The organism is Mesorhizobium sp. M0701 (assembly GCF_040320365.1).
Lineage (GTDB): Bacteria > Pseudomonadota > Alphaproteobacteria > Rhizobiales > Rhizobiaceae > Mesorhizobium.
In genome coordinates this window covers 95,032-108,270 of record NZ_JAMYPO010000019.1, presented here as the reverse complement: position 1 = coordinate 108,270, position 13,239 = coordinate 95,032, and the positions used below count along the sequence as shown (strand labels likewise).

General features: G+C 63.7%; 11 protein-coding genes. 5 read left to right on the top strand and 6 right to left on the bottom strand.

The window, feature by feature from the left end; genetic code table 11:
• Positions 1-233 precede the first annotated feature (233 nt).
• The 3 genes from NKI24_RS19265 to lepA form a co-directional block, all read right to left on the bottom strand.
• The gene (locus NKI24_RS19265; RefSeq protein WP_352747438.1) at positions 234-605 is read right to left on the bottom strand and encodes a hypothetical protein; all 372 of its coding nucleotides are present in this window, start codon (positions 603-605) and stop codon (positions 234-236) included.
• A gap of 279 nt (positions 606-884) precedes the next feature.
• Positions 885-1,397, bottom strand: a complete 513-nt coding sequence (locus tag NKI24_RS19260) for a hypothetical protein (protein WP_352747427.1) — start codon at positions 1,395-1,397, stop codon at positions 885-887.
• 258 nt (positions 1,398-1,655) lie between these two features.
• The gene (gene lepA / locus NKI24_RS19255; RefSeq protein WP_352747425.1) at positions 1,656-3,461 is read right to left on the bottom strand and encodes a translation elongation factor 4; all 1,806 of its coding nucleotides are present in this window, start codon (positions 3,459-3,461) and stop codon (positions 1,656-1,658) included.
• Positions 3,462-3,619: 158 nt separating this feature from the next.
• Between lepA and NKI24_RS19250 the strand changes: the two genes are divergently transcribed.
• The 4 genes from NKI24_RS19250 (at position 3,620) to msrA (ending at position 6,824) form a co-directional block, all read left to right on the top strand.
• The gene (locus NKI24_RS19250) at positions 3,620-4,684 is read left to right on the top strand and encodes a TadE/TadG family type IV pilus assembly protein (RefSeq protein ID WP_352745615.1); all 1,065 of its coding nucleotides are present in this window, start codon (positions 3,620-3,622) and stop codon (positions 4,682-4,684) included.
• Positions 4,685-4,897: 213 nt separating this feature from the next.
• Positions 4,898-5,608, top strand: a complete 711-nt coding sequence (locus NKI24_RS19245) for a DUF1223 domain-containing protein (protein ID WP_352747422.1) — start codon at positions 4,898-4,900, stop codon at positions 5,606-5,608.
• 76 nt (positions 5,609-5,684) lie between these two features.
• A complete protein-coding gene (locus NKI24_RS19240; protein ID WP_352747420.1) occupies positions 5,685-6,020 on the top strand; it encodes a hypothetical protein in 336 nt (111 codons plus the stop codon).
• A 75-nt stretch (positions 6,021-6,095) separates the two neighbouring features.
• A complete protein-coding gene (gene msrA, locus NKI24_RS19235) occupies positions 6,096-6,824 on the top strand; it encodes a peptide-methionine (S)-S-oxide reductase MsrA (RefSeq protein WP_352745607.1) in 729 nt (242 codons plus the stop codon).
• A gap of 199 nt (positions 6,825-7,023) precedes the next feature.
• On the opposite strand, the gene NKI24_RS19230 is transcribed toward msrA, so the two are convergent.
• The 3 genes from NKI24_RS19230 to NKI24_RS19220 form a co-directional block, all read right to left on the bottom strand.
• On the bottom strand, positions 7,024-9,558 hold the full coding sequence (locus NKI24_RS19230; protein ID WP_352747417.1) for a mechanosensitive ion channel family protein: 2,535 nt from the start codon (positions 9,556-9,558) through the stop codon (positions 7,024-7,026).
• A 102-nt stretch (positions 9,559-9,660) separates the two neighbouring features.
• Positions 9,661-10,665 carry a cytochrome d ubiquinol oxidase subunit II gene (locus tag NKI24_RS19225; protein ID WP_352451842.1) on the bottom strand — a complete coding sequence of 335 codons (1,005 nt, stop codon included), beginning with the start codon at positions 10,663-10,665 and terminating at the stop codon, positions 9,661-9,663.
• Positions 10,662-12,035, bottom strand: coding sequence for a cytochrome ubiquinol oxidase subunit I (locus NKI24_RS19220; RefSeq protein ID WP_352451843.1), 1,374 nt, complete (start codon positions 12,033-12,035; stop codon positions 10,662-10,664). Before NKI24_RS19220 ends, NKI24_RS19225 begins: the two co-directional genes overlap by 4 nt.
• Before the next feature lie 263 nt (positions 12,036-12,298).
• Here NKI24_RS19220 and NKI24_RS19215 point away from each other — a divergent pair, with 263 nt between their 5' ends.
• Entirely contained in the window at positions 12,299-13,225 is a 927-nt protein-coding gene (locus NKI24_RS19215; RefSeq protein ID WP_352451844.1) for an ABC transporter ATP-binding protein, read from the top strand.
• Positions 13,226-13,239: the final 14 nt, after the last annotated feature.

Genomic DNA, 13,239 nt, shown 5'->3' with positions numbered 1-13,239 from the left:
TCCCATCAGCCATCGCATCAAGAAATGCGCCTGGAACGACGACTATCTCATCAATGCCATCACTCATATGCGATAGCCCTGCCCTCGAGGGGGAGATGGTCGCGCAGCGGCCAGAGGGGGTCGGCACGACCGGACTCGGCCTACTGCTGCAGAACAGGTTGGCGCTCTATGCGCGGCGACCCCCTCTGTCGCCTTTGGCGACATCTCCCCCTCAAGGGGGGAGATCTGCCACGTCACGGAACCAGATGGATTTCCTCGGTCTCGCCGCCACTGCAGGTGTAGCAGCAATCGTCGCACTTTTCCGTATTGCCGGGGCCGACGCCCCAATAGGTGTTCTCGTCGCCGTCGACCCAGGCGCCGTAGCAGATCGATTCGCCGTCACTGCAGGACAGCGGGATCGCCTTGGTCTCGCCGTCGTTGAGATAGTAATCCTGATTGTTGCCCGGCCAGACATGATCGCGGTCCTGGCTGTAGAGCTCGACGCGCATGGCGTTCGGATGGCTGTTCTTGATCTCGAAAGTGACATCGCCGGCATGCGCGACGGGCGCAAATAGTGCGGCAAGGCAAAGCGCCGCGACGGCGCGGCGCGCGAAAGCATAGGACAACATTGCAATTCCCCCCGGAATGAAGCGGCCTGCCCGGCCGCGAGGGGGAACATGGCATGGCGGCGGGATGGGTGGAAGGGGGTGCGCCATTTGCACATCGCGAAAGCGCAGCGTTGCCAAGGAAGACCCCTCTCCGGTTTGCTTCGCAAACCACCTCTCCCCACTTCGTGGGGCGAGGAAATGCCAATCGCCGAAGCCTCACAAGACCTGGGTTCCTCGCCCCCACAAAGTGGGAGAGGTGGCCGCGAAGCGGCCGGAGAGGGGGCGGTCCGACCGGGCTCAACGCCCGGGCTTCAACAGCGTCCAGATCCAGCCGATGAATGTGAGCACCAGGAACGGATAGCCGGCGGCGGGCAAAGGCGACGAGGTGGGCAGCAAGGGCGCACTCCAGAGGATCATGCCTGCCGACACGACAAACAGCACGGCGGCGACGAGAGCGGTCAGCCGCATCCATAGCGCGAAGGTTTTCGGCGCGCTGACCATGACCAGCGCCGCCGCCCAAAGCGAGATACCGCCGACATAGGAGGGCACGCTGGCCTCAAGCCCCGCCGCATTGCCGGAGAGCAGCAGGCTTTCGCCGGCGAGAAAGGTCAAAAATCCAGCCGCCACCCAGTCATTGCCCTGGCGCTGATATTTCATCGTCAGCAGCGCGGTCGCCACCACGAGCGCCACGCCGTCGATCGTCCAGAGCGTTTCACGAAGGGCGGCGCTCGCCACGAAGGTGCCGGCGAGTCCGAAAGCGCCGCCGATGGCGAGGCCGATCGCGGCGACGAGGTCCAGAGTGGAGCGCATGTGATGTCTCCCCCGAAGCCGCAAGGATACTTCAAGGCGGGACATTCTCCAATGATGGTCCGCTGTCCTGAAGGGTCGCAATGGCCGGCGCGTATCCAGCTAGCTGACCTGTCGCAGGCTTCTGCCCAATCTCCACTATGCAGCTTCAGCGCCGCGCTGGCGGGGGGCCCGCTGCCTCCGGCAGATCCCCCGCTTTCGAAGCCTGCCATCGATTCACTGGATCGATGGCCTGGCGCGCTGGGCGCGCCAACCGGCTTCTCAATCCCCCATCTTCAGCGCCTGGATAAACGCCTCCTGCGGGATATCCACCTTGCCGAACTGCCGCATCCGCTTCTTGCCCTCTTTCTGCTTGTCGAGCAGCTTGCGTTTGCGTGAGACGTCGCCGCCGTAGCATTTGGCGGTGACGTCCTTGCGCAGCGCCGAGATGGTCTCGCGGGCGATGACCTTGCCGCCGATCGCCGCCTGGATCGGGATCTTGAACAGATGATGCGGGATCAGCTCCTTCAGCTTCTCGCACATCTGGCGGCCGCGCTTTTCCGCCGCCGTACGGTGGACCAGCATCGACAGCGCATCGACCGGCTCTTCGTTGACCAGGATCGACATCTTGACCAGGTCGCCTTCCTTGTAGTCGGTCAAATGATAGTCGAACGAGGCGTAGCCCTTGGAGATCGACTTCAGCCGGTCGTAGAAGTCGAAGACCACCTCGTTGAGCGGCAGATCGTAGATCAGCATGGCGCGCTTGCCGACATAGGACAGGTCGGCCTGGATGCCGCGCCGGTCCTGGCAGAGTTTCAGGATGCCGCCGAGATAGTCGTCGGGGGTGAGGATGGTGGCGCGGATCCATGGCTCCTCGATGGCCTCGATCTTGACCACGTCGGGCATGTCGGCCGGGTTGTGCAGTTCCTTGACCGAGCCGTCGTTCAACAGCAGGCGGTAGACGACGCTGGGCGCGGTGGCGATGAGGTCGAGATTGAACTCGCGCTCCAGCCGCTCCTGGATGATTTCAAGATGCAGCAGGCCGAGGAAGCCGCAGCGATAGCCGAAGCCAAGTGCGGCACTGGTTTCCATTTCAAAGGAGAAGGAGGCGTCGTTGAGGCGCAGCTTGCCGACGGCGGCGCGCAGATCCTCGAAGTCGGCGGCGTCGACCGGGAACAGGCCGCAGAACACCACCGGCTGCGCCGGCTTGAAGCCGGGCAGGGCTTGTGCCGTCGGGCGCTTGTCCTCGGTGATGGTGTCGCCGACGCGAGTGTCGGCGACTTCTTTGATCGAGCCGGTGAAGAAACCGAACTCGCCGGGGCCGAGCTCGTCGACATTGATGCGGGCAGGCGTAAAGACGCCGGTGCGCTCGACCAGGTACCTGGCGCCAGTGCCCATCATGCGGATGGTCTGGCCCTTCTTCAGCACGCCGTCGATGATGCGGACCAGCACGATGACGCCGAGATAGGCGTCGTACCAGCTGTCGACCAGCATCGCCTTCAGCGGGGCCGTGATGTCGCCCTCGCGCGGCGGCGGCAGATCGTTGACGATCGCTTCCAGCACGTCGGGAATGCCTAGCCCGGTCTTGGCCGAGATCAGCACGGCGTTGGAGGCGTCGATGCCGATCACCTCCTCGACCTGTTCGCGGATGCGCTCGGGCTCGGCGGCGGGCAGGTCGACCTTGTTCAGCACCACGACGATCTCATGGTTGTTGTCGATCGCCTGGTAGACATTGGCCAGCGTCTGCGCCTCGACGCCTTGCGAGGCGTCGACGACCAGCAGTGAACCTTCGCAGGCAGCGAGCGAGCGCGACACTTCATAGGCGAAGTCGACATGGCCGGGCGTGTCGATCAGGTTGAGGATATAATCCTGGCCATTGTTGGCGTGGTACTTCAGCCGCACCGTCTGCGCCTTGATGGTGATGCCGCGCTCGCGCTCGATGTCCATCGAGTCCAGCACCTGCTCCTTCATGTCGCGCAGCTCCAGCCCGCCGGTCGACTGGATCAGCCGGTCGGCAAGCGTGGATTTGCCATGGTCGATATGGGCAACGATGGAGAAGTTGCGGATGTTTTTGATCGGCGTGGTCATGCGGCGCGCTTTAGCAGGGGCACGCTACATCGGCAAGCGGCGGGGCGCGGGTGCGGCGGCGGGGCGGCAAAGTCGTTAAACTTTGATCCATGAGATTAGAGCATAGTTCGCGCCCGGCGTGATAGCCCACCGGTCTATCGCCGTTCGGGGGGATCGGAATGCCGTTGTCAGCACGCAAATTTCTCAAATCGGTGAGCGGCTCGTTCGCGCCATTGCTCGCCATCATGCTTATCCCGATGGTTGCCGCATTGGGTTTTTCCATCGACTATACCTCTGCGGTTTCAACCAGGGTATCGATGCAGAACGCCCTCGATGCAGCGTCGCTGTCGATCACGACGCTTGCGACGGACACCTCACTGGCGGACCGCCAGGTAAAACTGCAGGAGGCATACCTGGCCAATGGCGGGCAAGGCACGGCCAAGCTCGACAGCTTCGTCGTCGCCACCGACGGCGCCGCCAGCATCAAGGCTTCGGCCGGCTTTGCCATGCCGACGAATTTCATGCAGATCGCCAGGATCAACACGGTGCAGGTCGGCGTTGCGTCGGCAGTGACAAAGCGGCCGGCATTGGTGCAAGCCACGTTCAAGGTGACCAAGATCTCGGGCTGGTGGGGCAAGACAATGACGCTCTACGGCACCAAATTCGGGGACACGGTGGCCAACAAGCTGATGAAGATCACCTACACATACAACGGTTATGGCGATCCGAAAGGCTATGGCACGGCGACCGTCTCCACCATCAACGGAGCGACGATCACTATGGTCCAACAGCAGGTGTGTACGACCACCACGGTGCTCAGCTTCTACGGCTTGCCTAGCACCACGATCGTCCAGACCGACTCATACGGCAGGAAATACGCGACCACCTGTGTCAACACAATGTATCCCGCGACCGGTGCCGGCGCGGTGATCGACGTCAGCCAGATGGACCAGCTATATCTGCAGATGGATGTCCCGTCAGGCAATCCAACGGTGCTCAAGTCGAACGATCCGGCAACATCGAACCGCCTCTACGCGAACGGCGTCGAGATCGCCAGTGGCCAAACGGTCGATATCTTCACGCTGGTGCCGTGCGGCCAGACCAGCACACAAGCGTGGGAAGACGGGGGATCGTCGGTGCCGACATCTCCGACCATCACCGATTCCAACGCCGACTTTTTCTACACAGTAACCGGCAAGTGCGCCTTCAATCAGCGGGCATCGGAAACGCTGTTGACACAATAGGCCGCCGCAGCTGAGTGCGAGGGCAAGTCGCCCGCTTAGGCTGCAGTCCATCACACCGCCGCCCCGGTCACACCGGGTGGCGTGTTGGTTGCGAGCGACCGTCTTCCCTTCGCCCCCTGTGGGAGAGCTGCGAACGATCACGAAGCGGTGATGCTGTAACGAACCGTGTGTCGGCGGCGAAGTGTGGACATGGAACCGCACAGGAGAACAGCGATGACCGGATCGGAACGAAGCACAGCCCTGATGGGGCTCGCCGCGGCACTGTTTTCCGCGACTGTGCTGTCGGCAACCAGCGCGGCCGCCGGCCAGACGATGACCGTCGTAGAGCTGTTCACCAGCCAGGGCTGCTCGTCCTGTCCGCCGGCCAACGCCAATCTGATCAAGGTCAAGGACCCGCCCGGCGTGCTGGCGCTGTCCTTCAACGTCACCTACTGGGACTATCTCGGCTGGAAGGACACATTCGGCAAAGAAGAATTCACGCAGCGCCAGGTCCGCTATGAACCGTCGCTCGGCCGTTCCGGCCCGTTCACGCCGCAAGTGGTGGTCAACGGCAGGGCCGATGCCGTCGGCGCCAGGCCGGGCGAGATCGAGCAGCTGATTTCGAGCGGCGGCCACGATGACGGACCTTCGTTGTCGCTCGCCGGCGGGAAGGTCAGCATCGGCGCCGGTCCGGTGCCCGGCGGCAGGGCCGACGTCTGGCTGGTGCGTTATGGCAAGGGCGTCGTCGAGGTGCCGGTGGCGCGCGGCGAAAACACCGGCCGCACGCTGCCGCACGCCAATGTCGTGCATTCGCTGACCAGGCTGGGCAGTTGGACCGGCGACGCCACCGCACTGCCGCTGCCGGCGGCGACGGGCGGCCTCAGCACAGCGGTGCTGGTGCAGGTGCCGGGCGGCGGGCCGATCCTTGCTGCCGCTACGAACTAGAAACCCTGCCGAAATTTTCACAACGCGCAGCGGCGTCGCCGCATGCAGTCAACCTGCCAAACCCAAGGAGATCATCATGACCAATCGTTTGACCAATCGCCCGACTCTGGCGGCACTCGCCTTCGCACTTTGCTCGACGGCGCTGTTCGCAGGAGGCACGGCGCGGGCCGAAGATGCGATGAAGCCGGCGATGGCGACAAACGCCATGAAGCCGGCAACGGGCGCCATGAAGCCGGCAACGGATGCCATGAAGCCGGCCGGCGCCATGGCGGCTGACGCGATGGCCACGACTGCGATGAAGGCGGGCGATCCGATGAAGGCCGACTGCATGAACAAGGCCGATGCCGAGACGGACGCCATGAAGAAGGCAGAGGCGACCAAGGCCTGCGATGCCATGGCTCCGGCCAAATAGGCGATGCGCACAGCAATGTGAGAGCCCGGCGGACCTATCCGTCGTATAATCCACCACCATCATGGGAGATCAGACATGACCGGAGCCCTGAAACGATCGTCGATTTTCGCAAAGGCAGCGCTTGCCGCGCTCATCCTCACGGCCGCCGCGGCCGTGTTCTGGCAGACGCCGGCAGTTTCGGCCGAAGACGCGGTGGTGATCCCGCCGCCGGCAATGGACGAGAAGGCCACCGCCGGCACCGAAAAGGCGGTCTTTGCCGGCGGCTGCTTCTGGGGCGTGCAAGGCGTGTTCCAGCACGTCAAGGGCGTCACCAGCGCCGTTTCCGGCTATGCCGGCGGCGACAAGGACACGGCCGTCTATGAAATGGTCGGCACCAGCCGGACGGGCCATGCCGAATCCGTCGAGATCACCTACGAGCCGTCCGAGGTGACCTACGGCCAGCTGCTGCAGGTGTATTTCTCGGTGGCGCACAACCCGACGCAACTGAACTACCAGGGTCCGGACAGCGGCACCCAGTACCGTTCGACGATCTTTGCCGAAAACGACGCACAGAAAAAGATCGCCGAAAGCTACATCGCCCAGCTCGACAAGGCCAAGGTGTTTCCCAAGCCGATCGTGACGACGCTGGAGACCGGCAAGACCTTCTATCCGGCCGAGGACTATCACCAGGACTTTCTGACGCTCAACCCGACCTATCCCTATATCGTCTACAACGATCTGCCCAAGGTCGAGAATCTGAAGCGGCTCTTCCCCAACCTCTACCGCGAAAAGCCGGTACTGGTGCTGGCCGCCAGCAAGAGCTGAGTTTTGCGGCGGGGCTTGCTGATCTCCCCCCTTGAGGGGGAGATGGCCGGCAGGCCAGAGGGGGTCGGTTCGGTTGGCGCGACGCGGTCCGGCATATCGAGGAAGACGAAGCTGGCACTCCACACGCGGCGACCTCCTCTGTCGCTTTCAGCGACATCTCCCCCTCAAGGGGGGAGATCAGCAGTTTCCGCGCTTCGCACTACTCCCCCTTTTTCCAGGGCAGGCTCCAGCGCACCTTCTCCAGCGTCGCCTTTGCCTCGGCCGAGTCCGGGTCGGGCTCTGTCTCGCGATAATGCGCCGAGCCCTCAGGCGGGTAGGCAAGTGTGTTGTTGAGGGCGAATTTGTCGATCTGGCTGAAGTCGGGGAAAGGCAGGTTTTCCGTCTCGCGCCAATCGCTGACCCTTTTCTCCGCGGCGATGCGTTTTTCGTCGTCGACCGGAAGGTCGGTGGCTCTGTATTCCAGTGACGAAGGGAAGGCGAACTGCGCGCCGGCATCATCCATGATGTTGATCATGGACAACAGGATGTCCTCGCGGATGGCTTGAAAATCGGCCACGTCGGCGGTTTTGATATAAGTGAACACGTCGATATCGAGCGAATAGGCGCCGAAGCCGACAAAGCGCACGCGGCACGGCTCGTCGATAACGCGCGGATGGGCGATCAGCAGCTTGCGCAGCTCGGCCAGGACGTAACGTAGCTGATCGGGCGTCGTCTCGTAGCGCAGCTGCAGCGTCGCCGCGAACCGGGTGCGGTCGCGATGGGCGTAGTTCTCGATCTGCATGCCGGCGAAATCCGAGTTCGGCACCGAGATGATCGTGCGGTCGAGCGACCGGATGCGCGTCGAGCGCATGCCGATATGCTCGATCGTGCCGGACTGGTCGCCGAACTTGCAGAAGTCGCCGACGCTGACCGGCCGGTCGGCATAAAGCGTCAGGCCGGAGAGGAAGTTCTGCAGCGTCGGCTGCGCGGCCAGCGCCACCGCCAGACCGCCGATGCCGAGACCGGCAATGACGCCTTCGTAGGGGATGGCGAGCACTTCGGCCAGCAGCAGGAAGGCGACGACCAGCACGGCGACGCGCGCCACGCCGGTGGACAGCGAAATCAGCGTGTCGTGATAGCCGGGCACCTGCCACAGTCCACGGTAATGGTCGGCGACCTTGCCGATCAGGTGCCAGACCACCGGCACGGCGCCAATCACGACCAGGCTCCAGGCGATTGCCTTGACCGGGGCGGCGACCACTTGCGGCAGACCGAGCGGGCGCAGCGTCAACAGCAGGAAGAAGCCAAGCACGATCGAGCGCACCGCCCATTCGACAATGCGGAAGAAGGCCGGGCTGTCCGTCCTTCGCACAAGCAAGGAAATCAGCGCATTGGCGATGAAGCCGAAGAGGATGCCGGCCAGTGCGGCAAGGCCGAGCATCAACCATTGCCAGCGCTCCATCGGGCCGGCGCGGGTAAGCAGGCCGGGGCTGATCTCGCGGGCGAGGCCACGGGCGATGAAGAACGGGTCGGTGCTGGCGAAGGCGGCGAATTCCGGCGCCACCGGCACGTCTTCGACATCGGCGTAGAGCGCGCGGATGTGGGCGAGCGTCTCGGGCGTGAACTGCCAGATCTTGCCCTTCTCAGTCTCGACCGGGCCGATGACGATGTTGCCGGCGGGATGCTCGAAATAGACGAAGGGGGTGTTGCTCTTCGGATCGTCGGGGATCTCCTGCCAATAGACGTAGCCGATGCGGTCGATGACCTTTTTGAGATAGCGCTCGAGCAGGAACGCCTCGTCGCCACGCACCGCCTGACTGTAGTTGCGCAGGTCGAGCGCCGCCTGTGCCGGATCGCCGGCTTCGGTGAGGCCGCTCAACAGTACCTTGAACGTGTCGCGCGGCGAGGCGAGCCTGCTCGGATCGTCGACCATGTCGACGGCTTCGCCACGCGCTTCCTGGAATTCGGCGAGCTTGGCCTGGAGCTGGCCAAGTGGCGGCCCGACGATGAACCAGTCGCCATTCTTGCGGCGAAAAGTGACGGCGAAGGAGACCCTGGTGCCGTATTGCGGCAGCGTCGCCGTCACCTCGTCGCCGGAAATCGCATCATGCGGCAGGCTCCACAGACGGAACGTCGCGTTGTCGATGACGGTGAACAGAAGCTTGGTGTAATCGGGCATGTTGAGGCCGCCGCGGTCGGCCTCGGTGACGTCGACGAGACCCGCTGCCAGACCGGCAAGACCCATGCCGCCGCCGGTGGCGCGCGGCACGTTGTCGGCGCCGCTCTCGTTCATCGTCTGCAGGAACGAGCGCATGGTGCTCATCGGGCTCGACTGGTCGACGCGGACGTCCTCGACGGCGCTGACGCGCACGCCTGTCCACCATTCGGCGGTGGCGGCATCGAAGCGGCCCATGAAGCTGCCGCCGTCGGGCGATTGGACGAAGGTGAAGGCGCCCTGGCGGTCGCCTTCGAACCAGTGGCCGACAAGCTTGTCGCCTTCGGCCTTGGCCTCGATACGGCCGTTATAAAGCGGGTACATGCCCTTTACGTCAGTGCCCGTCTGCTCGAACTTGATCTGGGCGCCGCCGCCGCGCCACTTCGTGTCCCACACGCCCGTCCAGTTGGCCGCGTCCTGGGCATGCGCCTGCGGCATGGCCGGCAGCAGGCCGGCAAGCGCGAGTGCGCCGATCAGCGCGACCGTCCGGATCAGCAAAAGCAGCAGCCGATCCTCTCCTGCCGCAGAAAAGGGGTTCATTCTATTGCCCTTCTTCTTGCCGGCGATTCTGCTGGGCCGGCCAGAGAAGGTTATTCCGCTTGAAGATGAATATTCTGTTTCAGGCTGCGACGGCGATGCCGGTCAGTCATAGGTCAGATCCGTCGCCTTGCCGGCGAACACCCGGTAGGCAAAGAACGAATAGAAGATGATGATCGGCAGCACGACGACCGTCCCGACCAGGATGACGGCCAGGCTTTCGGGTGCCGAAGCAGCCTGCCAGATGGTCAGCCGGTCGGGCACCACGAAGGGGTAGAACGACCAGGCGAGGCCGGCAAAGCCGAGCGTGAAGATCGCGGCCAATGTCAGGAACGGGAGCAGCGCGTGGCGGTCGTCGGGTTTCGGCAGATGGAAGGTCTGGCGCCACAACCACAGGAACAGCACTGCCGACAGGGTCGGCAGCGGCGACAAATAGAGCATGGCCGGCCAGACGAACCATTTGTCGAAGATGCGCGCGCTGGCAAAGGGCGTGGCCAGCGATACCGCGACCATGCCGAGCGCGGTCAGCACCAACGCCGTGCGCAGCCACAGCACCGCCTTCTTCTGCAGATCGCCTTCGGTCTTGTAGATGACCCAGGCCGCGCCCATCGCCGCGTAGGCCGCGGCAAGGCAGAGCGCCACCAGCGCGCCGAAAGCGACGCCGCCAGGGCCGACGTCGAGGCCGAGCACATAGACGCCGAGCATATAACCTTGCGCCAGCGAAGCGATGACCGAGCCGAGGAAGAAGATGCGGTTCCAGCGGTGCTTCCTGCCGGCCGGCACCTTGGCGCGGAAATCGAAGGCGACGCCGCGCAGGATCAAGCCGACCAGCAGCACGAAGACCGGAATGTAGAGCGCCGTCAGGATGGTGCCGTGCGCCAATGGGAAGGCGACCAGCAGCAAGCCGACCGCCAGCACCAGCCAGGTCTCGTTGGCGTCCCAGAACGGGCCGATGGCGGCGATCATCGTATCCTGCTCGGTTTCTTCGGCCGCGGCGAACAGGATGCCGATGCCGAGATCGAAGCCGTCGAGGATGACGTAGATCAGGATAGCGAGGCCCATCAGGCCGGCGAAGATCAGAGGCAGCAGGGTCGGCCAGTCGACGCTCATGATGTTTCTCCTGGTTGCGCAACCGGCTGCGACAGCGGCCTGTTCATGACGCCCGGCAGCGGCGAGGTGTCACCATCCTTCGCCGCCTTCAATGCCAGATGCACCAACACGCCGAGATAGGCGATCAAGAGCAGCACATAGAGGATGAGATAGACCGCGAGCGACAGCGCGACATGGCTGCCGGCGACCGGCCCGACAGCATCGGCGGTACGCAGCACGCCGGTGACCAGCCAGGGCTGGCGGCCGATCTCGGTGGTGTACCAGCCGGCCAGCGTCGCCAGCCAGCCGGACAGCGCCATCGGCACCATGACGAGCGCCAGCGGCTTGGGCAGGCCGTGGCGGCGCTTGAGGAAGAAGGCCGCCGACCAAGAGACGGCGAGCATCAGGAGGCCGGTGCCGACCATGATGCGAAAGCCCCAGAACACCGGAAATACCGGGGGATGGTTGCCGGCATAATCGTTCAGCCCCGGCACGATGCCGCCGGCGCTGTGCCTGAGGATGAGGCTGGCGCCATCGGGAATGGTGAGCTCGAACCTGTTCTCCTTGGCCGCTTCATCGGGAACCGCAAACAGCACCAGCGGCACGTTGGGACCGGTGTTCCAGTTGGCCTCCATCGCGGCGATCTTCTGCGGCTGGTGTTCCAGCGTGTTGAGGCCGTGCTGGTCGCCGGCAAAGATCTGGATCGGGATCAGGATCGCGGCGGTGAAGACGCCGGTGCGCAGCGCCTTCCACATCGATTCCGAGCGATCGCCGTAGAGATAGCGCAGCGCCGACAGGCCGGCGACCAGGAACGAGACGGTCAGGCCCGAAGCAAGCAGCATATGGACGAGCCGGTAGGGCATGGACGGATTGAAGACAACTGCCCACCAGTCGGTGGCGTGCGCTACACCATCGCGCATCTCGAAGCCGGCCGGCGTCTGCATCCACGAATTGAGTGCGATGATCCAGAAGGCGGACAAGGTGGTGCCGCCGGCCACCAGCACCGTCGCCAGTGTATGGACGCGGTTCGAGACACGGCGGAAGCCGAAAAGCATGATGCCGAGGAACGCCGCCTCGAGGAAGAAGGCGGTCAGGATCTCGTAGGCCAGCAGCGGGCCGGCAATGTTGCCGACCGTCTCCATATAGCCCGGCCAGTTGGTGCCGAACTGAAAACTCATGGTGACGCCGGAAACCACGCCCATGGCGAAGGACAGCGCGAATACCTTAACCCAGGTGAAATAAGCGCGCATCCAGGCGGAATCGTTTGTCGCGTTGTAGCGGAGCTTGAAGAACAGCAGCACCCAGCCGAGCGCGATGGTGATCGCCGGGAACAGGATGTGGAACGAGATGTTCGCGCCGAACTGTATGCGCGACAGAATGAGCGGGTCCATGGCGGCTCCGGCTGCTGCTTGTTTGTTGAAGGATAGGCTTGATGCACCGGACGGTCAAAGCGGCGTCCCGCCGCGAGGCGGAACGCCGCAGTGCGGTTAATCTGCTTTTACGTGGAATTTGGCTGGACGACCGGGCAGGTGTTGCCTATTCCGGCGAACCTCGATGGTCCAGAACTGTCAGGAGCGCCATTGACATCCGGATTTGCGAACCGACATTCAGCGGACTAAATCAACAACTCTGTTTCAAGCAGTCGTTTTCAGCCATGCAGCCGATCATCTCGATTTCCGGGCTCACCAAGACCTACGCCACCGGCTTCAAGGCGCTGAAGGAGATCAATCTCGACATCGTGCGCGGCGAGATCTTTGCGCTGCTCGGGCCGAATGGCGCCGGCAAGACAACGCTGATCTCGATCGTCTGCGGCATCGTCAACCGCTCGTCGGGTTCCGTCACCGTCGACGGCCATGACATCAACCGCGACTACCGCGCCGCGCGCAGTCTGATCGGGCTGGTGCCGCAGGAACTGACCATCGACGCCTTCGAGAGCGTGTGGGCGACGGTCAACTACAGCCGCGGCCTGTTCGGCAAGCCGGCGGACAAGGCGTTCGTCGAAAAGGTGCTGCGCGACCTGTCGCTCTGGGACAAGAAGGACGCCAAGGCGATCACGCTGTCCGGCGGCATGAAGCGCCGGCTGATGATTGCCAAGGCGCTGTCGCACGAGCCGCGCATCCTGTTCCTCGACGAACCGACGGCAGGCGTCGATGTCGAGCTGCGCCAGGACATGTGGGCGATGGTGCGCCGGCTGCGCGAAGACGGCGTCACCATCATCCTGACCACGCATTACATCGAAGAAGCCGAGGCGATGGCCGACCGCGTCGGCGTCATCAACCGCGGCGAGATCGTGCTGGTGGAGGACAAGGCCGAGCTGATGCGCAAGCTTGGCCGCAAACGGCTTGTGCTGGAACTGCGCAGTCCCCTGGCCACCGTTCCCGATACTTTTTCGCACTACGCGCTGGAGCTTTCGCCGGATGGCGGACAGCTGACCTATACTTATGACAACCAGAGCGAACGGCCGGGCGTCGCCTCGCTGATCCGCGAGCTCGAGGCGGCCGGCATCCAGTTCCGCGACATCGATACGGAAAACAGCTCGCTCGAGGAGATCTTCGTCAATCTGGTGAGGAAACCGGCATGAACCCGCGCGCGGCC